General features: G+C 75.9%; 23 protein-coding genes. 18 read left to right on the top strand and 5 right to left on the bottom strand.

All coding sequences use genetic code 11. The features are described 5' to 3' along the window. Positions 1–5 precede the first annotated feature (5 nt). Genes G5V58_RS01325 through G5V58_RS01310 form a run of 4 tightly spaced genes read left to right on the top strand, consistent with a single transcriptional unit; the run spans position 6 to position 4,469 of the window. A complete protein-coding gene (locus G5V58_RS01325; RefSeq protein ID WP_165228069.1) occupies positions 6–1,511 on the top strand; it encodes an FAD-dependent oxidoreductase in 1,506 nt (501 codons plus the stop codon). Positions 1,512–1,535: 24 nt separating this feature from the next. Next, positions 1,536–2,090 (top strand): hypothetical protein, encoded by a 555-nt coding sequence (locus G5V58_RS01320; protein ID WP_165228067.1) that lies wholly within the window; start codon positions 1,536–1,538, stop codon positions 2,088–2,090. Between the two features lie 13 nt (positions 2,091–2,103). After that, on the top strand, positions 2,104–2,790 hold the full coding sequence (locus tag G5V58_RS01315) for a response regulator transcription factor (protein ID WP_230486989.1): 687 nt from the start codon (positions 2,104–2,106) through the stop codon (positions 2,788–2,790). Continuing rightward, positions 2,787–4,469, top strand: a complete 1,683-nt coding sequence (locus tag G5V58_RS01310; protein WP_165228065.1) for a sensor histidine kinase — start codon at positions 2,787–2,789, stop codon at positions 4,467–4,469. The genes G5V58_RS01315 and G5V58_RS01310 overlap by 4 nt, the downstream gene beginning before the upstream one ends. On the opposite strand, the gene G5V58_RS01305 is transcribed toward G5V58_RS01310, so the two are convergent. Continuing rightward, the gene (locus tag G5V58_RS01305; RefSeq protein ID WP_165228063.1) at positions 4,381–5,922 is read right to left on the bottom strand and encodes a hypothetical protein; all 1,542 of its coding nucleotides are present in this window, start codon (positions 5,920–5,922) and stop codon (positions 4,381–4,383) included. The two genes, G5V58_RS01310 and G5V58_RS01305, sit on opposite strands and share 89 nt — an antisense overlap. Beyond that, positions 5,919–6,431, bottom strand: coding sequence for a SigE family RNA polymerase sigma factor (locus tag G5V58_RS01300; protein WP_165228061.1), 513 nt, complete (start codon positions 6,429–6,431; stop codon positions 5,919–5,921). Before G5V58_RS01300 ends, G5V58_RS01305 begins: the two co-directional genes overlap by 4 nt. Positions 6,432–6,572: 141 nt before the next feature. On the opposite strand from G5V58_RS01300, the gene G5V58_RS01295 reads away from it, so the two are divergent. From G5V58_RS01295 to rocD, 5 genes are read left to right on the top strand one after another with little or no spacing between them, the layout of a single operon-like run. After that, a complete protein-coding gene (locus G5V58_RS01295) occupies positions 6,573–7,301 on the top strand; it encodes a response regulator transcription factor (RefSeq protein WP_165228059.1) in 729 nt (242 codons plus the stop codon). Beyond that, a complete protein-coding gene (locus tag G5V58_RS01290; RefSeq protein ID WP_165228057.1) occupies positions 7,298–8,671 on the top strand; it encodes a sensor histidine kinase in 1,374 nt (457 codons plus the stop codon). Before G5V58_RS01295 ends, G5V58_RS01290 begins: the two co-directional genes overlap by 4 nt. A 30-nt stretch (positions 8,672–8,701) precedes the next feature. Next, positions 8,702–9,238 carry an RNA polymerase sigma factor gene (locus G5V58_RS01285; protein WP_165228055.1) on the top strand — a complete coding sequence of 179 codons (537 nt, stop codon included), beginning with the start codon at positions 8,702–8,704 and terminating at the stop codon, positions 9,236–9,238. Beyond that, complete coding sequence (locus tag G5V58_RS01280; protein WP_165228053.1) at positions 9,235–10,164, top strand: CU044_5270 family protein; 930 nt, start codon at positions 9,235–9,237, stop codon at positions 10,162–10,164. Before G5V58_RS01285 ends, G5V58_RS01280 begins: the two co-directional genes overlap by 4 nt. Positions 10,165–10,196: 32 nt before the next feature. Further along, positions 10,197–11,423: an ornithine--oxo-acid transaminase gene (gene rocD / locus G5V58_RS01275; protein ID WP_329957551.1), complete on the top strand. Its 1,227-nt coding sequence runs from the start codon at positions 10,197–10,199 to the stop codon at positions 11,421–11,423. Positions 11,424–11,497: 74 nt separating this feature from the next. Here the strand turns inward: rocD and G5V58_RS01270 are convergent, their stop codons facing one another. Next, positions 11,498–12,109 (bottom strand): TetR/AcrR family transcriptional regulator, encoded by a 612-nt coding sequence (locus G5V58_RS01270; RefSeq protein WP_230486988.1) that lies wholly within the window; start codon positions 12,107–12,109, stop codon positions 11,498–11,500. A 49-nt stretch (positions 12,110–12,158) separates the two neighbouring features. On the opposite strand from G5V58_RS01270, the gene G5V58_RS01265 reads away from it, so the two are divergent. From G5V58_RS01265 to G5V58_RS01225, 9 genes are all read left to right on the top strand, one after another. Beyond that, the gene (locus G5V58_RS01265; protein ID WP_165228051.1) at positions 12,159–13,628 is read left to right on the top strand and encodes a flavin-containing monooxygenase; all 1,470 of its coding nucleotides are present in this window, start codon (positions 12,159–12,161) and stop codon (positions 13,626–13,628) included. Then, a complete protein-coding gene (locus G5V58_RS01260) occupies positions 13,625–14,467 on the top strand; it encodes an SDR family NAD(P)-dependent oxidoreductase (RefSeq protein WP_165228049.1) in 843 nt (280 codons plus the stop codon). The genes G5V58_RS01265 and G5V58_RS01260 overlap by 4 nt, the downstream gene beginning before the upstream one ends. Positions 14,468–14,481: 14 nt before the next feature. Continuing rightward, positions 14,482–15,000, top strand: coding sequence for a DUF402 domain-containing protein (locus G5V58_RS01255; protein ID WP_165228047.1), 519 nt, complete (start codon positions 14,482–14,484; stop codon positions 14,998–15,000). Continuing rightward, positions 14,997–15,530 carry a DUF402 domain-containing protein gene (locus G5V58_RS01250; RefSeq protein ID WP_165228045.1) on the top strand — a complete coding sequence of 178 codons (534 nt, stop codon included), beginning with the start codon at positions 14,997–14,999 and terminating at the stop codon, positions 15,528–15,530. Before G5V58_RS01255 ends, G5V58_RS01250 begins: the two co-directional genes overlap by 4 nt. A gap of 34 nt (positions 15,531–15,564) precedes the next feature. Beyond that, positions 15,565–16,698, top strand: a complete 1,134-nt coding sequence (locus tag G5V58_RS01245) for a glutamate--cysteine ligase (RefSeq protein WP_165228043.1) — start codon at positions 15,565–15,567, stop codon at positions 16,696–16,698. Positions 16,699–16,759: 61 nt separating this feature from the next. Further along, positions 16,760–17,698 carry an ABC transporter ATP-binding protein gene (locus G5V58_RS01240; RefSeq protein WP_165228041.1) on the top strand — a complete coding sequence of 313 codons (939 nt, stop codon included), beginning with the start codon at positions 16,760–16,762 and terminating at the stop codon, positions 17,696–17,698. Next, entirely contained in the window at positions 17,695–18,465 is a 771-nt protein-coding gene (locus G5V58_RS01235) for an ABC transporter ATP-binding protein (protein WP_230486987.1), read from the top strand. The genes G5V58_RS01240 and G5V58_RS01235 overlap by 4 nt, the downstream gene beginning before the upstream one ends. A gap of 3 nt (positions 18,466–18,468) precedes the next feature. After that, a complete protein-coding gene (locus G5V58_RS01230) occupies positions 18,469–21,600 on the top strand; it encodes an FtsX-like permease family protein (protein WP_165228039.1) in 3,132 nt (1,043 codons plus the stop codon). Continuing rightward, the gene (locus tag G5V58_RS01225; RefSeq protein ID WP_165228037.1) at positions 21,597–24,281 is read left to right on the top strand and encodes an FtsX-like permease family protein; all 2,685 of its coding nucleotides are present in this window, start codon (positions 21,597–21,599) and stop codon (positions 24,279–24,281) included. Before G5V58_RS01230 ends, G5V58_RS01225 begins: the two co-directional genes overlap by 4 nt. Here G5V58_RS01225 and G5V58_RS01220 read toward each other — a convergent pair. Next, the gene (locus G5V58_RS01220; protein WP_165228035.1) at positions 24,278–26,140 is read right to left on the bottom strand and encodes an FtsX-like permease family protein; all 1,863 of its coding nucleotides are present in this window, start codon (positions 26,138–26,140) and stop codon (positions 24,278–24,280) included. The genes G5V58_RS01225 and G5V58_RS01220 overlap by 4 nt on opposite strands. A gap of 5 nt (positions 26,141–26,145) precedes the next feature. Continuing rightward, positions 26,146–26,919, bottom strand: coding sequence for an ABC transporter ATP-binding protein (locus tag G5V58_RS01215; RefSeq protein WP_230486986.1), 774 nt, complete (start codon positions 26,917–26,919; stop codon positions 26,146–26,148). Positions 26,920–26,999: the final 80 nt, after the last annotated feature.

Here is a 26,999-nt window from a genome sequence, read left to right as displayed (position 1 = left end):
CGTCCGTGGACACCTGGGACGTCGTGGTGGTCGGCTCCGGCGGCGGGGCGCTCACGGGCGCGGCGCTCGCGGCCAAGGCCGGCCTGAGCGTGTGCGTGGTCGAGAAGACCGACAAGCTGGGCGGCACGTCGGCGTACTCCGGCGGCGCGTGCTGGCTGCCGGGCAGCCAGGTCCAGCAGCGGGCGGGGATCGCCGACTCCACCGAGGGGGCGCGGTCCTACCTCGCGGCGGTGCTGGAGGACCCCGACGAGGAGCGGGTGGAGGCCTTCCTGGCCACGGCGCCGCGGCTGGTGGCGCAGCTCGAGGACGACCCGGACCTGGACTTCGAGTGGCTGCCGTTCTCGGAGTACTACGACGCGCCGGGGCGGGTGCCGCTCGGCCGCTCGATCCAGCCCACGAGCACCAAGCGCGCCGAGCTGCCCGAGGAGGTGGCGGCCCTGGTGCGACCGCCGGTGGAGCGGGACCGGGTCGGCGAGGGCGGCCGGAGCACCCTGAGCGGCGGTCAGGCGCTCATCGCGCGGCTGGCCACGGTCGTGCTGCGCGAGGGCGGCGAGGTGCGGACCAACCTGCCGGTCACCGGGCTGCTGAGCGAGGACGGCCGGGTCGTCGGCGTCGCGGCCATGACGCCGGAGGGCCCGGTCGAGCTGCGCGCGCGGCGCGGGGTGCTGCTGGCCGCGGGCGGCTTCGAGGGCAACCAGGCGATGCGCGACGAGCACGGCGTCCCGGGCCGGACGGCGTGGACCATGGCGCCGCGGCAGACCAACACCGGCGAGCCGCTCGCAGCCGCGGTCGCGCTGGGCGCGGCCACGGACTTCTCGGCGCTCGGGTGGTTCTGCCCGGGGCTGGAGCAGCCGGACGGTGGCGGGTCGTTCACGCTCGGGTTCCGCAGCGGGCTGATGGTCGACCAGCGCGGCCGGCGCTACGCCAACGAGAGCCTGCCCTACGACCGGTTCGGCCGGGAGATGGCGCGGGCGCCGGAGCGGGTGCCGTCGTGGTTCGTCTTCGACTCGCGCGAGGACGGCCGGCTCCCGGCCATCGCGATGCCGGAGGGCGACCCGGAGGAGCACCTGGCCGCCGGCACGTGGGTGCGGGCCGAGACCATCGAGGCCCTGGCCGAGGCGATCGGCGCCCCGGACCTGGCCTCTACGGTCGCGCGCTTCAACGAGGACGCCGCGCGGGGGGTCGACGAGGAGTTCCACCGCGGCGAGGACGAGTACGACACGTTCTTCGGCGGAGCGCTCACGCCCTGCGACCAGGCGCCCTTCCACGCCGCCCGGTTCGTGCTCTCCGACCTCGGGACCAAGGGCGGCCTGGTCACCGACGCCCGCGGGCGGGTGCTGCGCGAGGACGGCAGCGCCCTCGTGGGCCTGTACGCCGCGGGCAACACCGCGGCCTCGGTCTTCGGCCCGGTCTACCCCGGCCCGGGCGCGCCCCTGGGCTCGGCGATGGTCTTCGCGGCACTGGCGGTCGAGGACATGCAGGACGCGGACAGCGTCCTGACCAGTTCCTGACAACCGCTCGCCAGAGTCGGGGCCATGAAGACGACACGACTCCTCGCCCTCGCCCCGCTCGCGCTGCTCCTGACCCCGGCCGCCGCCGTGGCCATGCCGGCGGAGGCACCGACCGCGATCAACGCCGCCGCCGGGACCGGTGCCCGGCCGGTCATGCACGTCAGCGACGTGACCAGCCAGGGCAGCGCGCACCGCACCGCGCTGCTGCAGGCCTACACCGACTGCCTCATCGAGGCGGGCGCCCCGACCATCGACCCCGACGCCGAGGCCCGTCCGGTCCCGGCCGAGAACATGTCCCCGACGTACGGCGTCACCCTGGCCTGGCCGCCGCCCGCCGACGCCCGCGCGGCGTGCGCCTCGGTCGACCCGGTCTACCCGCCGGCGCTGGAGGCGGCGACCAACCCGACCTTCGCCGCCCAGGCCCAGACCTACGTGGCCTGCCTGGCCGACCACGGTGAGCACGTGCGCCTGCTCAACGACGAGAACCTCGACTGGACCTACCGCGCCGGCTACGACGTTCCCGACGACAACGCCGCCATCGAGGACGCCTGCCTGCTCGGCACGTTCGGCAGCGACTGACACACTGCCTCCAGTGGCGCGCATCCTGGTCGCCGAGGACGACCCCAAGCAGGCCGAGCTCATCCGCCGGTACGCCGTTGCGGAGGGCCACTCGGTCACCGTCGTCCACGACGGCGGCGCGGCCCTCGAGGCCGTCCGCACCAGCCTGCCGGACCTGCTCATCCTCGACGTGATGATGCCGGCGCTCGACGGGCACGACGTGTGCCGGGTCCTGCGCGCCACACCGGAGACCGAGGCGCTGCCCGTGCTGATGCTCACGGCCCGCGCGGGAGAGGACGACCTCCTGCGCGGGCTGGACCTCGGCGCCGACGACTACCTGACCAAGCCCTACAGCCCGCGCGAGCTGATGGCCCGGGGCCGGGCCCTGCTGCGGCGCAGCCGCCTGGCCGGCACCGAGGCGGCCCGGCCGCCGGTGAGCGTGGGGGCGCTGACCGTGCGGCCGGCCAGCCACGAGGTGGTCTTCCGCGACCAGCCGGTGGAGTGCACACCGGGCGAGTTCGCGCTGCTGGAGCTGCTGGCCTCCGAGCCGGCCCGGGTCTTCACCCGCGACCAGCTGCTGCGCCACCTGCACGGCGCGGAGGACTTCGTGTCCCGGCGCACCGTGGACGTGCACATCGCCAACCTGCGCAAGAAGCTCGACCCCGCGCTCATCCGGACCGTGTACGGCGTTGGCTACGCCCTGGCCCCGGAGGCGCCGTGAGCCTCTCGGTCCGCCTCTTCGCGCTCGGCGCGGTCATCGCACTGGTGGCGGTGGTCGCCGCGACCTGGGCCACGGTCCGGGCCACCACGGTGGCGGTGCACGAGGAGCAGCAGGAGTCGCTGCACGCCGACGCCCAGACCTACGACGCGCTCGTGGGCTACGCCGCGACGCACCGCTCCTGGACCGGCGCCGAGGCCCTGGTCGCGCGGCTGGCGCGCCAGCACGACGGGCCGGTGACGGTCACCGACACCACCGGCCGCGTCCTGGTCGGCGACACCCACGACACCTTCGACCCGACCCAGGCCCGCGCGCGCATCGATCCCCTCGACGTCGACACCACCCTGCTGGCGCCGCTCGAGGTGGACCAGGCGCCGCAGGACGCGGGCCCGGTGCCGGGGACGGCGTTCCTCGTCGCGCCGACCCTGGCGCTGGACTCGCGGGTCAGCACCCTGTCCGGTCCGGGCGCCGTGACGGCCTTCCGCGGGATCGGGCCCGCGGTCGACGCCTGCCTGGCCCGCACCGGCCTCGGGCCGACCAGCCTGGTCACCCGCGACCTCAGCGTGTTCGTGTCCTACCCCGACCACCACCGCCGGGTCGCGCGCTGCCTGGACGAGTCGCTGCGCGCCGCCTTCACGCCGTACGTCGCCCCGCCCGCGCTGGTCTTCGTCAGCGGCGAGGGCTCGCGGGCCGAGGTGTTCTGGGACCTCTCGGGCCACAACCAGCGCCGCATCCTGCTGCTGGCCGGCGGGGTGCTGCTCGTGACCCTCCTGCTCTCCGCGCTGCTGGCCGCCACCATCGTGGTCCCGCTGCGTCGGCTGTCCGCGGCCGCGCTGCGGGCGGCCGACGGCGACCTCACCGCCCGGGTGCCCGAGGGGCGCCGCGACGAGCTGGGCCGGGTGGCGCGCGCCTTCAACCGGATGGCCGAGCGCCGCCAGCAGCTGGAGGACGCGCGCCGGCAGATGGTCAGCGACGTCTCGCACGAGCTGCGCACTCCCCTGGCCAACGTGCGTGGCTGGGTCGAGGCGGCGCGCGACGGCGTGGTGGAGCCCGACCAGGAGCTGGTGGCCAGCCTGCTCGAGGAGAGCCTGCACCTGCAGCGCCTGGTCGACGACCTGCACGACCTCGCGCTCGGTGACGCCGGCGAGCTCCGGCTGGACCCGCAACCGGTCGAGCTGCGCGTCTTCCTGGAGCAGGTGGCGGCGTCGTTCCGCGCGGCGGCGCAGCGCGCCGGCCTCGGCGTCGAGGTCGACTGCCCGCCGACCGCACGCCTGGTCGCCGACCCGGTGCGGCTGCGCCAGGCCGTGACCAACCTGGTGGCCAACGCGCTGCGCCACACCCCGTCCGGCGGCCGCGTCACCCTGCGCGGCGCGGACGGCACGGTCACGGTCGAGGACACCGGCGAGGGCATCCCGGCCGCCGACCTGCCCCACGTCTTCGACCGGTTCCGCCGGGTCGACCCCTCCCGCAGCCGGGCCACCGGCGGCAGCGGCCTGGGGCTCGCGATCGTGCGGCAGCTGGTCGAGGCGCACGGCGGCACCGCGAGCGCCTCCAGCGAGGTCGGTCGCGGGACCGCGGTGGTCCTGGCGTTCCCTACGGGGCCGACGCAGCCGGCTGCCACGCCGGGGCGACCAGGAACGGGTAGGCCCGCTTCTTGGCGAACGTCGGGTCGCTCGAGCTGACGCGCACGGCGTACGTCGGGCCGTCGTACTGCAGGACCCAGCCGCCCTTCTTCCTCAGCGCGCCGACGTGCACGACGGTGCCGGCGTCGTCGACGACGACGTCGGTGCAGGAGCGGTACGTCGTCAGGCAGGTCCACGCCCCACCGCTGTAGAGCGGCGTCGCGGACCAGGCCAGCGTGCCGCGGTCGGTGCCGGCGACGGCCCACGTGCCCCGCACGCTGGGGGTGCGCGCCCAGCCGGTCGTCGTGAACGACTCGCCGTCGCGGACCAGCGCGGCCTGCCCGGAGGCGCCGAACGCGCCGGCGTCGAGCAGCGGCGGGGCCGCCGGGACGGCGTCGCCGGGCACGACCAGGCGGTCGTCGAGGGCCGCGGCGACGAGGTCGTCGTCGGAGACGTCCGCGCTCGCCACCTCGGTGGAGACGACGACGACCTGGCCGTCGGCACGCGGGGCCGCGACCTGACGCAGCCCGTCGTGGCGCGCGAGCTCGGCCCCGGTCGCGGCGGCGCAGTCCCACGTCGCGGGCGTCGTCCCGCAGCGCCAGTCGACCTGGTCCCAGCCCGTCGCGACCTTGACCGCGACGGCCTCGGTGTCGTCGCCGTCGGTCCAGCGGTAGCTCCCGCTCAGCGCGAACAGCCGGCCGTCGATGCGGGTGGCCTTGCGGCGGTCGACCCGGCGGTCGTAGGTCGCCAGGTGGTCGCGGTCGGCGTCGAGGTGGTCGGCCAGGACCTCGTTGAAGTAGGAGAGCACCTTGGGCACCCGCACCGGCCCGGTGGTGGGCGGCGTCGGGTCCTCGGGCGGGGTGGTCGGGGTGCCGGTCGGCGTGGGGCTGCCCGTCGGCGTGCCCGGCCCGTCGGTGGACGGGGTCGCGGTCGGCTCGTCGCTGGGGCTGCCGGTGGGGCTGCCGGTCGGGGTGTCGGTGGGACCGTCGGTGACGTCGTCGGTCGAGCCGTCGGTCGGGACGACCGGTCCAGTGGGCCAGTGGCCCGGCTGCCCGCCCGCCTTGGAGCCCGCCTTGCCCGAGTGCTCGTCGGCCCCGTCGCCGGTGGCGTCGGACGACGCGCTGCCGGAGGCCGGGTCGCCCACGGCCGCACCGCCGCCCCCGCCGCCGAGCGAGGTGAGCTCGTCGCCACCGCCGTCGCGCTCGCCGTCGCGCTCGCCGCGCGACGGGCTCCCGCTCGGGGTGGAGCCGTCCGGCGTGGCCGGCAGCGCCGTGCCGGTCGTCCGTCCGACCACGGGTGGCTCGGTGGCCTGCGGGTCCCCGGCGGTGAGACCGGTGACGCCGAGGACCACCGCGAGGGCGCCGATCGAGGCGCCGGCCATGGTGGCGCGGACGCGGACCAGCCGGCGCCGGCCGCGGCGGACGTCGGCGTCGGCGGGGACCACCGGCGGGGTCACCCCACCGGCCAGGGCGTGCAGCCGCTCGGTCAGGAAGCGGTCGTCGGGGTCGGTCACGCGCGGCCACCTCCCGTCGCGGCGGGCACCCCGAGGACGGTGCGCAGCTTCTCCAGGGCGGCCGAGGTCTGGCTCTTCACCGTGCCGGGGCTGACGCCGAGGTCAGCGGCGGTCTCCTCCACCGACAGGCCCCAGTAGTGCCGCAGCACCACGACCCGCCGCTGCTTGGGCCCGAGCCCACGCAGCGCGGTCCACAGCGCGTCGGACTCCTCGGGCGTCACGCCGGTGGGCGCGGCGCGGTCGAGGCGCTCGTCCTCGGTCGGCGACTCCCGGCGCCACGGGCGGCGGCGCTCGTCGAGGTGGCTGTTGACGATCACCCGGCGCACGTAGGCGTCGACCGAGTCGGCCTTGGACGCGCGCGGCCACGCGACGTACAGCTTGGCGAGGGCGTTCTGCACGATGTCTTCGGCGCGGTGGGCATCCCCGCACAGCAGGTACGCCGTGCGGTAGAGGTGAGCGCGGCGACCGGCGACGTACGCCGTGAAGCCGTCGTCCCGAGTACCACCCACGCGCCGCTCCGGTTGTCCGCTTGGTCCGCCCTTTCTACCCGTGTGACGGAGGCCGGGCCAATCCGGTTGGGTGCGGGCCCGGACAATTTCCGCGCCGCGTGCTCACAGCGAACCCACAGCGAACGCGGTCATGCTGGGACCGTGCCCGTCGCTCCCGCCGCCGACCTGACCCGCCCGGACGGGTCGCCCCTGCGCGTCCTCGTCGTCGACGACGAGGTCAACATCGCCGAGCTCATCTCGATGGCGCTGCGCTACGAGGGCTGGCAGGTGCAGACGGCGCACACCGGGACCTCGGCGGTGAACGCCGCCAAGGAGCTCGGTCCCGACGCCGTCGTGCTGGACATGATGCTGCCCGACGTCGACGGCCTCGAGGTGCTGCGCCGGATGCGCACCGCGCTGCCCGACGTGCCCGTCGTCTTCCTCACCGCCCGCGACGCCGTCGAAGACCGGGTGGCCGGGCTGACCGCCGGGGGCGACGACTACGTGACCAAGCCGTTCTCGCTCGAGGAGCTGGTGGCCCGACTGCGCGGGCTGATGCGCCGCTCGGGCGCCCAGCGGGTGGCGGAGAGCTCGGTGCTGCGCGTCGGCGACCTCGAGCTCGACGAGGACAGCCACGAGGTCTCGCGCGCCGGGGAGGAGATCGCGCTGACCGCCACCGAGTTCGAGCTGCTGCGCTTCCTCATGCGCAACCCGCGCCGGGTGCTCAGCAAGGCGCAGATCCTGGACCGGGTCTGGAACTACGACTTCGGCGGCCAGGCCAACGTCGTCGAGCTCTACATCTCCTACCTGCGCAAGAAGATCGACGCCGGCCGCGCCCCGATGATCCACACCATGCGCGGCGCCGGGTACGTGCTCAAGCCCGCGTCGTGAGGACGCTCACCGCGCGGCTCGTGGTCACCGCGGTCGCGCTGGTCCTCGTGGTCTCGGTGCTCATCGGCGTCGCCGCCACGCTGGCGATCCAGAACCGGCTGACCCGCCAGGTGGACAACCAGCTCACCCAGATCGTCGAGCGTCCGGGTCCGGGACCGGGGGGTCTCGGCAACGCGCAGCCGGGCACGCTGCAGGCGGGCTTCCCCGACGGGTCGGGTGACGGCCTCGGCTACCGCTCCGGCTACGGACCGGACCGCACCGAGCTCGACGACGACGCCCTCCAGGCGCTAGCGGACGTGCCGACGGACGGCGAGATCCACGCGCTCGACGTGCCCGGGCTGGGCGGCTACCGCGCGCGGGCCGCGGCCGGCTCCGTCCGGGGCGAGCCCGGCACGGTCGTCGTGGCCCTGCCGACCGAGGAGGTCTCCGAGGCGGTCCACTCGCTCATCGGCTACGAGGCGGTGCTCGTCGCCCTCGGGACGGTGCTGGCCGCCGGCGGCGGTCTGCTCCTGGTGCGGCGCCAGCTCCGGCCGCTGCGCGAGGTCGCCGCCACCGCCGACCGCGTCTCCGAGCTGGACCTGACCGAGGGCGAGATCGAGCTGCACGAGCGGGTGCCGGCACACCTGACCGACGAGCGCACCGAGGTCGGCCAGGTCGGCGCGGCCCTCAACACCCTGCTCGCGCACGTCGAGACCTCGCTGGCCGAGCGGCACCGCAGCGAGCAGCAGGTGCGCCAGTTCGTGGCCGACGCCTCCCACGAGCTGCGCACGCCGCTGGCCACCATCGCCGGCTACACCGAGCTGGCCCGCCGACGTGGCGACGACCAGGACACCGTGCGCACGGCGCTGGGCAAGGTCGAGGAGGAGTCCGGGCGGATGACCTCGCTGGTCGAGGACCTGCTGCTGCTGGCCCGCCTCGACGCCGGCCGCCCACTCGCCGCCGAGCCGGTCGACCTCACCCACCTGCTCCTCGAGGCCGTCTCCGACGCGCGCGTGGTCGCACCCGACCACCGCTGGCGCCTCGAGCTGCCGGACGAGCCGGTCGAGGTGACCGGCGACGAGCAGCGGCTGCACCAGGTGGTCACCAACCTGCTGACGAACGCCCGCAAGCACACGCCGGCCGGCACGACGGTCACGGTCACCGGCCGTCCCGACGGCTTCGACGTGCACGACGACGGCCCCGGCTTCCCGCCGGACTTCGTGGACCAGGCCTTCGAACGGTTCGCCCGGGTCGACGAGGCCCGCGAGCGCTCGGGCGGCGCCGGGCTCGGCCTGTCCCTGGTCGAGGCCATCGTCCGCTCGCACGGCGGCACCGTGAGCCTGCACAGCGCGCCGGGTGGCACCACCATCGCGGTCCGGCTCCGGCCGTAAGGTCGGGGCTCCCCGCGACAAGACCATGGTGTGAGACCTCCCCGCGACCCCGACGCCGACCAGCGGCTGAGCGCGCTGTACGCCGCCCACGCCGCCCGGCTCTTCGCCTACGCCCGGCGCCACGGCGACCCGGCCACCGCCGAGGACCTGGTCGCCGACGCCTTCGAGGTCGTGGTGCGGCGCCTGGCCGACGTACCTCTCGAGCCCGGTGACGCCCGCGCCTGGCTGGTGGGCGTCGTCCGGAAGCTCGCGGCCAACCGCCGGCGGCGCGAGGCGACCGCGCAGGAGTGGTGGCGGGCCGCGGTCCGCGACGGCTGGCACGGCCGGGCCGGCGCCTCGGCCGAGGAGGTGGTGGCCGAGCGCGACGCCTGCCTGCACGCGCTGGCCGCACTGTCGCCCAAGGAGCGCGAGGCCCTGCTGCTGGTGGCCTGGGACGGCCTCACCCCGGACCAGGCCGCGCGCGTCCTCGGCGTCACCCCCAACGCGTTCTCGGTCCGGCTGCACCGCGCCCGCAAGCGGCTCACCGCCCGCCCCACCCCGATCCTCGCCACCCAGGAGACCCGATGACCGACCTGCTGACCCGCCTCGCCGACGCCCGCCCGACCGACGCCGAGCTGGACCGGATGTGGGCGCCCGCCGACCGCGCCGCCCTGCTCGGCCGGGTGCGCGCACCGCGGCCCCGCCGCGCCCGGCGGGCCGCGCTGCTCGGCGTCGCCGCCGCGGCCGTGGCCGGGCTCGCCGTGCCCACCCTGCTGCCGACCGGGGACGCCACCGCCGCCGACCTGCACCTCCTGGCCCGCAGCGCCGCGTCGTACGACGGCACGGTGCTCCAGGAGGGCACCTGGCTGCACGAGCGGTCCCGCTCGGTGCAGCGCAACGAGCCGAGCACCGGCGAGGTGCCGGTGCTGGACACCGTCCGTGAGACGTGGACCAGCTGGGACGGCCGGCTCCTGCTGGTCGAGCGCCGCCCGTCGGCCGGCTGGACGTCCTACGACGTGCTCGACGACGACGCCCCACCGTCGCTGGCCGACCCGACGCCGGAGTTCGCCGCCTCGCTCCCCGACGACGCCGACGACCTGCTGGCCTACCTCGACCCCCGGGTCTCCGGGTCCTCCTCGCACGACGAGGCCCTGTTCGAGGCGCTGCGGACCCTGATGACCTCGCACACGCTGCCGCCGCGCACGCTGGCCGCGGCGTACGAGGCGCTGGCCGAGGTCGACGGCGTGCACACCGCCGACGCCCGCGCCGGCGACCGGCCGACCGTCGAGATCACCTTCGACGACGCCGTCTCCTCCAGCACCGAGACGATCGTCGTGGATCGCGCGACGGGACAGGTGCTCTCCACCCACCTCCGCAGCGACCAGCGCGACTACTCCTCCACCACCCTGCTGTCCGAGGTCGTAAGCGAGGTGCCGGCCGCGGTGCGGGCGGCGTTCCGCAGCCACGAAGAGGGCGTCCGGTACGACGCGGCCGGGGTCGCGCTCGCCGACTAGCCTCGGCCCCGATTGTCTGACAATCTTGAGGCGTGACCACCACCGACGAGCAGATCCACAGCCGCGCGGAGTTCGAGCGGGCGGAGGCGCACACCGCGCACAACTACCACCCGCTGCCGGTGGTGGTCGCGCACGCCGAGGGCGCCTGGATGACCGACGTCGACGGACGGCGCTTCCTGGACCTGCTGGCCGGCTACTCCGCGCTCAACTTCGGCCACGGCCACCCCTCGCTCCTGGCCGCCGCGCACAGCCAGCTCGACCAGCTCACGCTGACCAGCCGAGCGTTCGTGCACGACCGATTCGCCGACTTCACCGCCGCGCTCGCCGAGCTGTGCGGCAAGGACCTGGTGCTGCCGATGAACACCGGCGCCGAGGCCGTCGAGACCGCCATCAAGGTGGCCCGCAAGTGGGGCTACGAGGTCAAGGGCGTGCCCGCCGACACCGCCGAGATCATCGTGATGTCCGGCAACTTCCACGGCCGCACCACCACCATCGTCGGCTTCTCAGACGACCCCGACGCCCGCGACGGCTTCGGCCCGTTCACGCCCGGCTTCGTCACCGTCCCGTACGGCGACCTCGCGGCCCTCGAGGCCGCGATCACCCCGCGCACCGTGGCCGTGCTCGTCGAGCCGATCCAGGGCGAGGGCGGCGTGGTCATCCCGCCGGAGGGCTACCTGCGCGGCGTCCGCGAGCTCTGCACCCAGCACCAGGTGCTCTTCGCCGCCGACGAGATCCAGGCCGGCCTCGGCCGCACCGGCACGACGTTCGCCTGCGACCACGAGGACGTCGTCCCCGACCTCTACGTCCTGGGCAAGGCGCTCGGCGGCGGCATCGTCCCGGTCTCGGCCGTCGTGGCCGACCGCGACGTGCTCGGCGTGCTCAAGCCCGGCCAGCACGGCTCCACCTTCGGCGGCAACCCGCTCGCGTGCGCCGTCGGCCTGACCGTCGTCGAGCTGCTGCGCACCGGCGAGTTCCAGGCGCGGGCCACCGACCTCGGCGTCCTCCTCCGCTCGCGCCTCGAGGCGCTGGTCGGCCACGGCGTGGTCGGCGTCCGCACCCGCGGCCTCTGGGCCGGCGTCGACATCGACCCCGCCATCGGCACCGGCCGCGAGGTCTGCGAGGCGCTCATGGCCCGCGGCGTCCTGGCCAAGGACACCCACGGCTCCACCATCCGTCTGGCCCCGCCGCTCGTGGTCTCGCCCGAGGACCTGTCCTGGGGCCTCGACCAGCTCGCCGACGTCGTCGGGGCCTCCGCCTGACACTGCCCGCCGGCGGGATGGTCACGGACGGGAACGGGGTCGATCACCGCGATCGACCCCGGTCCCGTCCGTGACTATCCCGCCGACGGGGGACGCACGAGGGCCGGGAGCGCGCCGGTGATGACCTCGAGCAGCTCCTCGCGGGTCACCGTCGCGCGGCCGGCGCGCCGGTCGGTGCCCCAGGTGATGACCAGCTCCTCGGTCAGCGCCGACCAGCCCCGCACGACCAACCGGTTGTGCGGGGTGTCGGCGATGAACTCACCGTCCGGGTCCTCGGTGAAGATCCGCTCGCTCAGGACGCCGCGCACCTCCTCGTAGATCGCGCGCACCGCCTCGCTGCCGCCGGCCGAGCCCTTGAGCAGCGAGACGTAGCCCTCGAAGTTGGCCAGCACGTAGTCGACGTAGGCCGCCAGCGAGGCGTGCAGCCGCTCGAGCGGGTCGCCGCCAGGCGGCGGCGCGGTCTGGGCGATGAGGTCGTCCGCTGCGCGTCGTACGACGGCCTCGCGGAAGTCGTGCTTGTTGCCGAAGTAGTGGTAGAGCAGCCCGCGCGAGATCCCGGCCTCCTCGGCCAGCAGGTCGACCGACAGCTCGTCGAGCGAGCGCGTCGCCAGCAGCCGTACGCCGAGGTCGAGCAGCTGACTGCGGCGCGCCTCGGGCGGGAGCCGGGAGCGTGTGGGCGCGGTCACGGTGCCGATCTTATTGACACTTGTTCAACAAGGGCAATACCGTCGGGACATGAGCAGCGAGGTGCACACCGTCGACCACGTGGTCATCGGCTCGGGGTTCGCCGGGCTGGCCGCGGCGATCGGGCTCGAGGAGGACGGCGAGCGGGACTTCGTGGTGCTGGAGAAGGCGAGCGACCTCGGCGGCACCTGGCGCGACAACACCTACCCGGGCGCCACCTGCGACGTGCCGAGCCAGCTCTACTCCTACTCGTTCGCGCCCTACGACTGGCCGCGCTCCTACTCCCCGCAGCCCGACATCCAGGCCTACGTCAAGCAGGTCGCCGAGCGGTCCGGCACGCTCGACCGCTTCGTGTTCGACGCACCGGCCGAGGACATGCGCTGGGACGACGCGGCCCGGCGCTGGACCATCCGCACGCCGCGCGGCACCTGGACGAGCAAGACGCTCATCGTCGCCGCGGGCGGGCTGTCCGAGCCGAAGCTGCCCGACATCGACGGCCTCGAGACCTTCCAGGGCCACGTCTTCCACTCTGCGCGCTGGGACCACTCCGTCGACCTGACCGGCCTGCGGGTCGCGGTGGTCGGCACCGGCGCCTCGGCGATCCAGATCATCCCCGAGCTGCAGGAGGTGGTCGGCCACCTCGACGTCTACCAGCGCACCGCGCCGTGGGTGATCGCCCGCAACGACCGGGTCTACAGCCGGCTCGAGCGCGCGGCGCTCCAGCGCGTGCCCGGGTTGCGCACGCTCTACCGCGCCGGCCTGTACTGGTCGCACGAGGCCCTGGTCCCGGCCCTGACCCTCGAGCCGCGCCTCGGTGCGCCGGTGCAGCGGCAGGCGGCCAAGAACATCGAGCGCGGCATCGCCGACCCCGAGCTCCGCCGCAAGGTCACGCCGACGTTCCGACTGTTCTGCAAGCGCATCCTGCGCAGCAACGACTACTACCCGGCGCTGGCCGCGGACAACGTCGAGCTGGTCACCGACCCGATCGCCAAGGTCACCGGCAGCGGAGTCGTGACCGCGGACGGCACGGAGCGTGAGATCGACGTCCTCGTCGTGGCCACCGGCTTCCACACCACGGAGCTGCCCGTCACCGAGCACATCACCGGCCGCTCCGGCCAGACCCTGGCCGACCGCTGGCGCGCGAGCGGGATGGCGGCGTACAAGGGCACGACGGTCCCGGACTTCCCGAACCTGTTCATGCTCGTCGGCCCCAACACCGGCCAGGGCCACACCAGCATGATCCACATCATCGAGTCGCAGGTGACCTACGTCCGCGACGCGCTGCGCCGGATGCGCCGCGACGGGGTCGCCACCCTCGAGCCGACCGAGCAGGCCACCGCGGCGTTCAACCGGGCGCTGCAGAAGCGGATGCGCCGCACCGTGTGGACGACCGGCGGCTGCTCGAGCTGGTACCTCGACGAGCACGGCCGCAACACCACGCTGTGGCCACGCTCGACCGCCGACTTCCGGCGCCGCCTGGCGTCGTACGACCCCGAGAGCTACCTGGAGGCAGCGCAGTGAAGACCCTCGACGACAAGGTGGTCGTGATCACCGGGGCCGGCTCCGGCATCGGCCGCGCCCTCGCCCTCGACCTGGCCCGCCGCGGCTCGCACCTCGCGCTCTCCGACGTCGACGACGCCGGGCTGGCCGAGACCGTCGCGCAGGTGCGGCGCTTCGGCGGCACCCGCGTCAAGAGCGACCACCTCGACGTGGCCGACCGCGCCGCGGTGCAGCGCTACGCCCTCGAGGTGGTCGAGCACTACGGGCGCGTCAACGTGGTCGTCAACAACGCCGGCGTCGCCCTCGCCGGCGACCTCACCGACCTCGAGTACGACGACATCGACTGGATCATCGGCGTGAACTTCTGGGGCGTCGTCCACGGCACCAAGGAGTTCCTGCCCCACCTCATCGCCTCCGGCGACGGCCACGTCGTCAACCTGTCCTCGCTGTTCGGGCTGGTCTCGATGCCCGGTCAGTCGATGTACAACGCCAGCAAGTACGCCGTGCGCGGCATGACCGAGGCGCTGCGCGAGGAGATGCTCATCGCCGGCCACCCCGTCGGCGTGACCGCCGTCCACCCCGGCGGCATCAAGACCGCCATCGCCCGCAACGCCCGCGTCTCGGCCAAGGAGTCGCAGGAGGCCACGGCCAAGCTGTTCGACGAGAAGCTGGCCAAGATGACGCCCGAGCGCGCCGCCGAGATCATCGTCAACGGCATCCTCAAGAACCGCGCCCGCGTCCTCGTCGGGCTCGACGCCCACGCCGTCCACACCTTCGCCAAGGTCCTCGGCTCGCGCTACCAGGACGTGGTCGCGATGGCCTCCAAGCGCGTGCTCCCCGACAAGGCGACGGTGGTCTGAGGTAGGAACGGGGGGTGCCCCTCTCCCCCGGCGACCCGGTCCGGGTGCTCATGACCAGGTGGCCCGACCGGCCGCACTCGGCGTTCACCGGGGCCTGGCTCGGCGCGGACGAGCACGGCGACTGGGTCGGCGCCCGCGCCGGCACGCCGTGCTCCCGCGGGGGCAACCGCTACGCCGCGGCGTCGGACTGGGTCACGCTGCTCGCCCCGGATGCGTGGTGGCGGGCCGGCTTCTACGACCCGACGACGACCAGCGAGGTGTACGTCGACATCGCCACCCCGTGCGTCTGGGACGGTTCCGCGGTGACGTGCGTGGACCTCGACCTCGACGTGGTGCGCCAGGTGGGCGGGGCGGTGCTGGTCGCCGACGAGGACGAGTTCGAGGCGCACGCGCCGGCGTACCCGCCCGACGTGGTGACCGCAGCACGGGCGACGGTCCAGGAGGTCCGCGCCGCCCTCGGGGCCGGCGCCGCGCCGTACGACGGCAGCCACCGGCCGTGGCTCGAGGCGCTGCGCACGCGGGTGCCGGCGTGAGCGCGCCCCAGCGCGGGGACGCGGTCCGCGTCGCGATGACCAAGTGGGGCGACCAGCCGCACTGGGAGATGGACGCGGTCTACCTGGGCGCGACGCACGCGGGCGACTGGATCGGCTTCCCGGAGGGCACGCACATGTCGCGGCCGGGGCGGGAGTTCACGACGACCAACCACCAGGTGGGGCTGGTGCCGGCGGCGGGCACGGCCGTCGGGCAGGCGTGGCTGGCCACGTTCCACGGACCGGGCGGCGACGTGTGGACCTACGTCGACATGACCACGGTGCCGCGGTGGGACGGGCGGATCGTGCGGGCGGTCGACCTCGACCTCGACGTGGTCGAGGCGCTGGACCACAGCGTGTACGTCGACGACCAGGACGAGTTCGACGAGCACCGGGTCGAGTGGGACTACCCGCGCGAGGTGGTCGACCTGGCCATGGCCACCCGCGACCTGGTGCGCACCGCGGTCACCAACCGGATGCCGCCGTTCGACGGCAGCCACGAGCCGTGGCTGGAGCTGCTCCGGACGCTCTGACCGGCGGCGCCGGCGGCGCGGGTACCTTCCCCGCGTGCGCATCGACTTCCACGGCTCGCCCGAGCCGACCCTGGGCGTGGAGTGGGAGCTGGCGCTGGTCGACCGCAGGAGCCGCGACCTGCGCAACGACGCCGCGCACCTCTTCGCCCGCGCCAAGGCCCGGCTCCCCGATCCCGGCCGGGTGCACAAGGAGCTGCTGCAGAACACGGTCGAGGTCGTCACGGGGATCTGCCGCACCGTGCCGGAGGCGATGGCCGACCTGCGCCGGACCCTCGAGGTCGTCGTCCCGGCCGGCGACGACCTCGGCATCGACCTGTTCGGCGCGGGCACGCACCCGTTCGCGGACTGGAGCGGCCAGCAGCTGACCGAGGGCCACCGGTACGCCGAGCTGATCAACCGCACCCAGTGGTGGGGCCGGCAGATGCTGATCTGGGGTGTGCACGTGCACGTCGGGCTGCCCGAGCGCGACCGCGTGCTGCCCGTGCTCAACAGCCTGCTCAACCACTACCCGCACCTGCAGGCGCTGAGCGCGTCGTCGCCGATCTGGTCGGGCGTCGACACGGGGTACGCCTCCAACCGCGCGCTGATGTTCCAGCAGCTGCCGACCGCGGGGCTGCCGTTCCAGTTCGAGACGTGGCCGGAGTTCGAGTCCTTCGTCGGCGACCAGCTGACCACCGGCGTCATCGACGAGCTGTCGGAGGTGCGCTGGGACCTGCGGCCGGCCCCGCACCTCGGCACCCTGGAGAACCGGGTCTGCGACGGCGTCTCCACGTTCACCGACCTGGCGGCCCTCACCGCGCTGACCCACTGCCTGGTCGTGGACCTCGACACCCGGCTGGCCCGCGGCGAGCAGCTGCCGACCATGCCGCCGTGGCACGTGCAGGAGAACAAGTGGCGCGCCGCCCGCTACGGCCTGGACGCCATCGTCATCCTCGACGCCGACTCCCACGAGGAGCTCATCACCGACGACCTGGCCCGGCTGGTGGCCCGGCTCGAGCCGGTGGCCGAGCGGCTCGGCTGCGCGGCCGAGCTCGCCAGCGTGCTCGACGTCCCGGCCCGCGGCGCGTCGTACCAACGCCAGCGCCGGGTCGCGGAGGCGACCGGCGGAGACCTCGTGGCCGTCGTCGACTCCGTGGTCCAGGAGCTGCGCGCCGACCTCGACGGCTAGTGCGGCACGTCCTGACGCCGCGGGCGTAGCATCACCGCGTCCGTGGTCTGGGGAGGTGCGCGTGGCGGGTTCGGAGCTGACGCTCCCGGCGGCTCCCGCGCGCGCCCCGGAGTACGGCCACGACGCCCTCGTCGTCTGCGACAACGTGGTGCGCATCTACCAGGCTGAGGGCATCGAGGTGCAGGCCCTCCAGGGACTCGACCTGCTCGTGGCCGAGGGCGAGATGATCGCGATCGTCGGCGCCTCGGGCTCCGGCAAGTCCACGCTGCTCCAGGTGCTCGCGGGGGTCGACGCACCCACCGCCGGGCGCGCGGTGGTGGCCGGCAACGACCTCGGCGACCTGGGCCGCGCGGAGCGGGTGCGCTACCGGCGCCACGTGGTCGGCTTCGTGCGCCAGCAGACCGCGCGCAACCTGGTGCCGTACCTCACCGCGAGCCAGGTCGTCGACCTGCCGCAGACCATCGCGGGCGTCCGCAAGGCCGAGCGCGCCACCCGCACCACCGAGCTGCTCGAGGCCGTGGGGGTGGCGCACTGCGCCGACCGCCGACCCGATCAGATGTCGGGCGGCGAGCAGCAACGCGTGGCCATCTGCGTCGCCCTGGCCAACCGGCCGCGGGTCCTGCTGGCCGACGAGCCGACCGGCGAGCTCGACAGCGAGACGGCGCAGGAGGTCTTCGACGCCCTGCGCACGGCCAACCGCGACCTCGGCGCCACCGTCGTCGTCGTCACCCACGACGCCGCGGTGAGCGGCCAGGTCGCCCGCACGGTCGCGATCCGCGACGGCCGCACGAGCAGCGAGGTGCTGCGCAGCGGCGAGGAGGGCGTCGGGGTGGCCGAGGAGTACGCCGTGATGGACCGCGCCGGCCGCGTCCAGGTCCCCCGCGAGTTCCGCGAGGCGCTCGAGCTGACCGCCCGGGTCCGGCTCGCACTGGCCGCGGACCACGTCGAGATCCGCTCCGACCGCCCGGCCGCCGACCCGTCGACCGGGGAGCCGCGGTGAGCGTCGCCGACCCGCCCGCGGCCGGACGGCACCGCGGGGTCGAGGTCGCGGAGGCCGGCGAGGCGATGGTGCAGGTGCGCGGGCTCACCCGCACCTACGGCAGCGGCCCGACCACCGTGCACGCGCTGCGCGAGGTGTCCTTCGACGTGTCCCCCGGCGAGCTGCTGGCCGTGGTGGGCCGGTCCGGCTCGGGCAAGACCACGCTGCTCAACATGCTCGGCGGCCTCGACCAGCCCGACGAGGGCACGGTGCGCGTGGACGGCGTCGAGGTCACCGGGCTCGACGACGCCGGGCTGAGCCGGCTGCGCCGCGACTCGGTCGCCTACATCTTCCAGACTTTCGGGCTCATCCCCGCGCTGAGCGCGGCCGAGAACGTCGGCGTGCCCCTCCGGCTCCGTCGTACGCCGGTCGCCGACCGCGAGCGCCGGGTCGCGCTGCTGCTCGAGCTGGTCGGCCTGGCCGACCACGCCCAGCAGCGACCGGGCGAGCTCTCCGGCGGCCAGCAGCAGCGCGTGGCGATCGCCCGCGCCCTGGCCGGCTCGCCGCGGCTGCTCGTCGCCGACGAGCCGACCGGTCAGCTCGACGCCGAGACCGGCCTCGCGGTGATGGCCCTGCTGCGCGGGGTCGTGGAGTCCGAGGGCGTGACCGCGGTCGTCGCCACCCACGACCCGGTGATGATGTCGCTGGCCGACCGGGTGCTCACCATGGCCGACGGTCGCGTCGCCGGCACGGCCCCCGGGGCGGTCGCCGACCCCACCCTGCGCTGAGCCGTGCTCGGCTACGTCGCGCGGCGTGCGCGCGCGCAGGGTCGGGTCCTGGTCGCGGTCGTCGCCCTGGTCACCGTGGCCACGTCGCTGCTCGGCGTGTGCGCCCTCCTGCTCGGCCCGACGCAGGACCGCGCCTTCCACGGCGGCGTGCTGAGCCTGGCGCCGGCGGACGTCGACGTGACGGCGTACGTCGTGGACCTGGACAGCGCGGACCTGACCTCCTCGCGCGACGACGCCGAGGCGCTGGTGCGCGAGGTGCTCGGCGGCCTGGACCCGACCGTGACCAGCAGCGCCACCTCCCGGATGCGCCAGCTCGCCGACGGCAGCGGGCTCGGCTACCTCGCCACCGGCGACGTCGAGGACCGCGCCGAGGTCGTCGACGGGCGGTGGCCGGCCGGGCCCGGCGAGGCCGCGCTGCCGGTGCCGGCCGCCGAGCGCCTCGGGCTGGCCGTGGGCGACGCGGTCACCCTCGGCACCGAGACCGGGCTCGGCTCGGACCACGACCCGGTCCCAGTGACCCTGGTCGGCACCTTCCGCATCACCGATCCCGCCGCGTGGTCCGGCGACCCGCTCTCGGGCGCCGGCTTCGACCCGGCGTACAGCGACGGCTCGCAGACCGCCCCGACCTCCGGGCCGTTCGTGGTCGACGAGCCGACGTTCCTGGCCAGCGGATCGCACGTCTCCGGGCTGCGGGTCACCGGCACCCCCTCCCTGACCAAGGCCGACGACGCCAGCCTGAGCCGGGCGGCCGGGGACCTCGACGACGGGTCGGCGCGGCTGTCGGCCGACATCGGCGACCGCGCGCGGATCACCCGCCTGGCCTCCGAGCTGCCGCGCACCCTGGACCGGCTGCAGGCCCAGGTGGACAGCACCCGCTCGACGGTCCTCGTGGTCCTGCTGCTCGTCAGCGTGCTGGCCCTGTCCGCGCTGCTGCTGGCCGGGCACCTCGTCGCCGCCGCCCGCGACGAGGAGCGCGCACTGCTCGTCGGGATCGGCCTGTCCGTGCGTCAGCAGCTCACCGCGGCGGCGCTCGAGGCGCTCCTGGTCGCGCTGGTCGCCGCGGTGCTGGCCGTGCCCCTGGCCGCGCTGGCCCACGCCTGGCTGACCGGCGTGGGACCGCTGGCCGAGGCGGGGCTGTCGCAGTCGGCCGAGGTGACCGTCGGCCTCGTCGTCACCGTCGTGGTCGGTGCCCTGCTGCTGGCCTCGGCCCTGGTCGTGCAGGCCTCCGCCCGCGAGCCGGTGGCCCGCCCCCGCACCCGGCGGCGGGTGGTCGCCGACGTCAGCCTCGACGTGCTGCTCCTGGCGATCACCGCGCTGGCGTGGTGGCAGCTGGACAGCCAGCCCGCCACGGCCGAGTCCACCGGCGACCTGGTGACCACGCTGGCGCCGGTGCTGTGCCTGCTGGCCGGGACCGCGGTGGTGGTGCGCCGGGTGCCGCCGCTGCTGGCGCTGCTGGCCCGCGCCGGGCACCGGGCCCGCTCGCTCGTCGTACCCCTGGCGACCGCGCAGTCCGCCCGCCGGCCCCGCGCCGGGCTCGGGCTGGTGCTGCTCGCCGCCGCGGTCGCCGCCGCGACGTTCGGGATCGCGCTCCAGGCCACCTGGGAGCGCTCGCAGCACGACCAGGCCGACCTGCGGGTGGGCACCGACCTCGCCGTGACGCTCCCCGGGGCGGCGACCCTGCGCGACGCGCGGGCCGTGGCCGACGCCGTTCCCGGCGGCACGGTCTCGCCGGTGGCCTCCCCGGGCGTCGCCCTGGGTCGGTACGTCGGCGACGCGGACGCCCGGCCCGTCCTGCTGGCCCTGGACGCCGGGCACGCCGGCGACCTGCTGCGCGGTCGCTCCGGCGCCCAGAGCTGGTCCGAGATCGGCGCGGACCTGGCCGCCGGCGACCCGGTGGGCGGCGTACCCGTGCCCGAGGAGGTGCCGGCCGAGCTGACCGGGACCATCGACGCGGCCGACCTGCGCGCCGTGGTCACCGCGGTGGTGCAGGACGAGACCGGGCTGCGCTACGACGTCGCCTCGGCGCCCGTGCGCCTGGACGGTGCCGCGCACCCGCTGCGGTGGCTGAGCGCCTTCGGCGCCGGTCGGCTCGTCTCGGTCCTGCTCGAGGTCAGCGCCCCGCCCACCCTGCCGACGGGGGCGGCCCGGCCCGTGCCGCTCACCCTCTCGCTCCAGCTGCCGGGCGCCGAGGCCGGGAGCGACGACGCGGCGTGGCAGGTGACCCCGCTCAGCCGGGACACCCCCGTCCGCTCGTCGACCATCGCGGTCACCGGCAGCGGCGACGGGGTCGAGCTCCGCACCGACGCCCGCGTGGACCTGACCTACCTCGCCTACTCGCACGCCGAGCTGCTGGCGACCTCGTTCACGGCGCCCGACGCCGTGCCCGCCGCGCTGTCCCAGGCCACCGTCGACGCCACCGGCGCCAAGATCGGCGGCACCCTGTCGGCGACCGTCGGCGGCGTGAGCGTGCCGCTCGAGGTCACCGCGGTGGTCCCGACCGTCCCCTCCGAGCCCGGCCAGGTGGCGGTGCTGGTCGACGAGGACACGCTCTCGCGGGTCCTGCTCTCCGCCGGGCGGCTGGACCCGGTCGTGGACGGCTACTGGGTCGACGACCCGCCGGCCGGCGCGGCGGCGCGGCTGGCGTCCCTCGGCGCGGTCAGCAGCCGGGCCGAGGTCGTCCACGAGCTGGCCCGCGGTCCGCTGCGGGCGACCACCCCGACCGCGCTCCTGGTCCTCACCGGCGCCGGTGCGGTCCTGCTGCTGGCCGGCGCGGGCCTGCTCGTCGGCACCGACCAGCGCCGCCGCGCGGCCGAGGTGCTGCGGCTGCGCGCGATGGGGCTGACCCGGCCGGCGGCCCGGACCCTGCTGCTCACCGAGCACTCCCTGGTGCTGCTCCCGCTGGTGGTGCTCGGTGCCGCGGTGGGCGGTGCCGCGGCCTGGGCCCTCGGCCCGCTGCTGGTGCGCTCCGACCTCGGCGCCGCGCCGGTGCCCGCGGCGCAGGTGGTGTGGCCCTGGGACTCCGAGCTCCTGCTCAACGGCGGGCTCCTCGTCGGCGCCGCCCTGGTCGCCGCGGTGGTCGCGACGCTGCAGGTCCGCCGGGCCGACCCGTCGCTGCTGCGGACGGACGAGACGTGAGCCTCCACCGCCCCACGATCATCGGCCGGATCCGCAGCGACCCCGGCCTGCTGCTCCTCACCGCGCTCGTCGTCGCGCTCACCTCGGCCCTGCTCGCCGCGGTCGCTCCCCTCTCGCAGCGCACGGCCGACGACGCGATCGCGGCGACGGTCCGCGACGCCGGCACCCGCGGCACGGTCGTGGCCACGGCGGCCCGCGGGTACGACGACCCCACCCAGGTCCGCCGCGACCCGGGCTCGGCCACCGAGGTCGCGCAGAACGTCACCTACGCCCGCAACCTGATGTCGGACGACCTCGCCGCGGCGGTCCGGCCGGGCGTGGCCACGGTCAGCACCCCGGCGCTGCACCTGCTCGACGCGGGGCCCGGGCGCTACCTGCGGCTGGTGTACGTCGACCCGCCCGGCGACGCCCCGCTCGACGTGACGTGGACGTCCGGCGGTCCGCCGCAGGCCTCCGTGGGCGCCGACCGGGCCGACGCCAAGGTGCCGCCCGGCACCCAGTGGCCCGTGCAGGTCGGGCTCTCCGAGGCCGTCGCCCAGGCGCTCGGGCTCGCCGCCGGTGACCCGCTGCCCGCGGAGGACTCCAAGAACCGCCCGGTGTCCGTCGTCGTCAGCGGGATCTACCGCGCGGCCGACCCCTCCGACGAGCCGTGGGCCCCCTTCCCGGAGCTGCTCCAACCCTCGGTCGGCGTCACCGAGAACACGCCGCGCACCGCCGGCGCCGCGCTGGTCTCCGCCGACTCGCTGCCCGACCTGCGTCTCGCCGCACCGTCCGACGAGATCGTCCAGCGCGTGGTCTTCGTGCCCCGGCCCGAGCGGATGCACTACGACGACCTCGACGTGCTCGAGCAGAGCGTGGCCAAGCTCCAGGCCTCGGCCGGGTCGGGTGGCGCGTTCTCCTGGGACAGCCAGCTCGGCCTGGTGCTCGAGGACGGCGCGGCCCGGGTCCACTCGGCCCGCGGCCAGGCCGCCGTGCTCCTGCTCGGGCTGCTCGCCGCCGCGCTGCTCGTCCTCGTGCTGGCCGCGCAGCTGCTGGTCGCGCGGCGCAGCGGGCCGGTCGCCTCGGCCCGCGAGCGCGGTGCCACCGTGCTGGGCATCGCGGCCGAGCTGTTCGTGGAGTCGCTGGCCGTGGCCGTGCTCGGCGCCGCCGTCGGCGTGCTCGCCGTGCGGCTGGCGCTCGGCGACGTGGGCTGGCTGTGGGTGCTCCCGGTGGTGGTCGTGGCCGCGCTCGCCGCGCCGGCCCAGGGCGCGCTCCGGGCCGCCGCGGTGACCGATGTCCGCCGGGTCCCGGCGAACCGCTCCGCGCTGCGTACGGCGGCCCGGGCCCGGCGCCTGCGCCGGCTGCTGGTCGAGGGCGCCGTGGTCGCGGTGGCCGCGCTGTCCTGGGTCGCGCTGCACCAGCGCGGGGTGACCGTCGACGGTCGGACCGACCTCACCGCCGCCGGCGCCGGCACCTGGTGGGCCCTGGCCGGCGCCGTCCTCGTGGTGCGCGCCGCGCCCCCGCTGGCCCGCTGGGCGCTGCGGGCCGCGCGTCGCTCGCGCGGCGGGACCGCGTTCTTCGCGGCCAGCCGGGTCGCCGCGACCGGCGGCCGGGCCCTGCCCCTGCTGGTGGTGTCGGTCGCGGTCGCCCAGCTCACCCTCGGCGCCGCGCTCGCGGCCACCGAGCGCGCGGGCCAGCGCGAGGGGGCGCTGCTCAGCGTGGGCGGGGACGCCCGGCTCACGACCCCGCCCAGCGACGGCACCGCGGACCTGGCGTCGGCGGCCGCCGACGCTCCGGGCGTGGCCGCGGCGGCCGCGGCCCGGGTCGCCGACGCCGTCCGCATCTCCGCGCGTGGCAGTGCCGGGAGCGCGCGGCTGGTCGTCGTCGACGCGGCGGCGTACGCCCGGCTGCTGGACGCCAGCGCGCTCCCCGACGCGCCCGCCCTGGCGAGGCTCACCGACGACTCCGGCTCGTCGGTGCCGGCCCTGCTCACCGGCGGCGACCCCAACCTGCGCGAGGACCTCACGCTGCGCTGGGAGGACGCCGACCCGGTCCCGCTCGCGGTGGTCGGCAGCGCGCCCGGGCTGGACCCGACCGACGGGGCCGTCGTGGTCGTCGACCGGGCCACGCTGGCCGCGCACGGGCTCGACATCTCGCCGGACACGGTCTGGGCCGTCGGGCCGGGCGCCGCCGACGCCCTGCGCGCCGACGAGGGCGGCGGTGTCCTCACGCTGCGCTCCGAGGTGTTGGCCGCACAGCGCCGGGCGCCGCTGCCGCGGGCGCTCTTCGAGCTGGCCCTCGCCGGCGCCGCGCTGCTCCTGCTGCTCGCCGTGCTCGGCGTCGTCCTGGCCGCCGCCGTCGCCGCGCCGGCCCGCGCGGAGTCCCTGGGCCGGCTGCGCGCGCTCGGCGTGGAGCGGGGGCCGCTGCGCCGGGTCCTGGCCGGTGAGCTGACCGCCCCCATCACCCTGGCCGCGGTGGCCGGCCTGGTGCTCGGCGCCACCGCGGCGTGGACGACCCTCGGACAGCTCGCGCTGCAGCTCGTCACCGGCCAGCCCTCCGCGCCCGACCTGGTCGTGCCGTGGTGGCTGGTGCTGCTGGCGCTGGTCCCGCTCCTCGCGGCGCTCGTCGTCGCCGCGGTCGAAGCAGCCGCGCTGCGCCGGACGGCGCTCGCGCAGCTGCTCCGCGGGGGCGACCGGCGCTAGCCCGTCCGACCCTGGCTCCGGGTGAGCCACACCGCCGGGGCGAGCGTGGCCGCCAGGGCGGTCAGCAGGACGGCGCCACTGAGCACGGCGTACGCCGTGGCGTCGAAGGCCGGCACCCCCCACCCGAGCAACCCGCCGGAGACCCCCAGCACGGCCGGCAGCACGGCGAGCGTCCCGACCAGCCACGCCAGGCCGCCGGTCACCAGCGCCTCGACCGTCACCATGCGCCGCAGCTGCGCGCGGGTGGTGCCGGTGCGGTGCAGCAGCGCGAGCTCGGACCGGCGGCCGGCGGTGGTCAGCACCAGGGCGTTCGCGGCGCCGAGCCCGACGAAGACCAGCAGCAGGAGGAGCAGGACCGAGGACAGGTGCTGCTGGGCGGCGCTCGCGCTGGTCGCGCGGTCGACGTACGCACCCGGCGTGGCCACCGTGCGGCCGTCCCCGGCGAGCGCGGCGCGGTCGCTGCCGTCGACCAGCACGGTCGTCGCCTGCGTCTGCGCGCCGACCTCGGCCGCGGTGGCCGGTGCGGTGAGGTAGTCGCCCACCCCGAGGCCACGGTCGTAGACCGCGACGACGCGCAGCTCGTGCGAGACGCCGTCCACGCGGACCTCGAGCGGGTCGCCCAGCCCGAGGCCGGTCCCGAAGGCGGCGTCCTCGCTGACCGCGACCGTGCCCTCGTCCGCGAGCGCCTGGAGCGAGCCCTGCGTGACGCCCGGGTCGAACAGCGAGCGGGGTGCGTCGGCCGGGACGGTCCGCAGCGCGCTGGACTCGTAGACCAGGGCGTCCGGCCCGTCGTCGGGGTCGGTGCGGACCTGCACCGGGGCGTCGCCGATGGCCACCGCGCCGGTCACGCCGTCGGCGGCGGCCGCCGCGGCGGCGTCCGGCCCGGTGACGACGTACTGGCTGCCGATCGCGGCCCGCAGCTGCTGGCTCGCGGCCGCCGCGACCGCCCGGTCCACGCTGGTCTGCACGGTGCCGGTGCCGAGCGCGAGGGCCAGGGGCACGACGACCGTGGTCAGCCGCCGCGAGAAGCCGCGGGCGTTGAGCAGCGCCAGCCGGGTGGCCGGGCCGGTTCCCTGCGGGGCCGCCGCGACCGCCCGGCCGAAGGCCCAGCCCACCAGCCGCGGGCCGGCCAGCGCCGCGGCGCCGATGAGCAGGAACGCCGAGGTGGCCGCCGTCGCGCCGCCGATGGTGCCGGGGACGAACAGGGGCGTCCCGGCCGCGGACAGGCCCGCGACGGCCGTGACGAGGGCGAGGACCCAGCGCACCCGCCCGACCGTCGACGCCTCGACCGTGGCCTGGCGCACCGCCTCGGTCGGCGGGGTGCGCAGCGTCTCGCGGGCCGCGAGCCGTCCGATGAGCAGGGCGCTCGGGACCAGCACGGCCAGGGCGCCCAGCGCGGGCAGTGGCGAGAGGCTCAGCCCCGCGCCGCCCGTGAGCGCGTCGGCGTCCTCGAGGAGCGGCCGGAGCCGGGTGGCGAGGAGGGTGCCGGGGACGGCGCCGAGGGGCACGGCGAGCAGGGACACGAGGAGCACCTCGCGCGAGACCTGCTCGCGGACCTGGCGGCGGGTGGCGCCGACGGTGCGCAGCAACGCGAACTCGCGGCGCCGGCCCCGCAGGGCCAGGGTCACGGTGGCCGCGACGACGAGGACGACGACGACCAGCGCGGTGCCGGCGTACGACGAGGCGAGGGCGACCAGCGTCCCGCCGTCGACGCCCGTGCCGCCGCGCAGGCCGGTCTCGAGGAGCACGCCGACGACGGAGAGGACCGCGCCGGCGGCCGCGAGGGTGATCGCGGTGCCGGCCAGTGCGCCCCGGTGGGCGCGGGCGCCGGCGGTGGCCAGGGTCCAGCTGCTGCTCACGGCGCTCACCGCCCCGTCGCCATCATGCGGGCGCCGACCTGCTCGACCGTGGGCGACGCGAGGTCGCCGACGACCACGCCGTCGGCGAGGAAGACCACGCGCTCGGCGGCGGCCGCCACCCGGCTGTCGTGCGTGACGAGGACGACGGTCTGCCCGAGCCGGCGCGCCGTGTCCCGCAGGAGGTCCAGGACCTGCGCGCCGGTGCGCGAGTCCAGCGCGCCGGTCGGCTCGTCGGCGAAGACCACCGTCGGTCGCGTCACCAGGGCGCGGGCGATGGCCACGCGCTGGGCCTGGCCGCCCGAGAGCTCGCCGGGCAGCCGGCGCTCCATGCCGTCGAGCCCGAGGGTGGCGACCAGCTCGGCGCGCCAGGCGTCGTCCGCCGCGCGCCCGTCCAGCATGAGCGGGAGCTCGATGTTGGTGCGCACGTCGAGGTGGCCGATGAGGTTGTAGGCCTGGAAGACGAAGCCGACGTGCTCGCGGCGCAACCGCGTCAGGTCGTCCGCGCCCAGCGACGAGGTGTCCTGCCCGCCGACCAGCACCTGGCCGCGGCTCGGGACGTCCAGGCCCGCGGCGACGTTCAGCAGCGTCGACTTCCCGCTGCCCGACTGGCCCATGATCGCGGTGAACGACCCCGGCGCCAGGTCGAGGGTGACGCCGCGGAGTGCGGCGACCGGCGTCGCGCCGGCGTACGTCTTGTGCACGTCGACCAGCCGTACGGCGGCCTGCGTGTGCGTCCCGAGCGGGACGGTGTCACTGAGGGTGTCCATGAGGGTGTCCATGGCTTCGACGCTAGGCAGCGCCGACCGTCGCCACGAGCGCCGCCGGAGGGGTCCTGGCGGGTTGCACCTTTGGGTGCAAG

Source organism: Nocardioides anomalus, from assembly GCF_011046535.1.
GTDB lineage: Bacteria > Actinomycetota > Actinomycetes > Propionibacteriales > Nocardioidaceae > Nocardioides > Nocardioides anomalus.
Note: the sequence above shows the minus strand (reverse complement) of the source record. Positions and strands in the feature narration are given on the sequence as shown.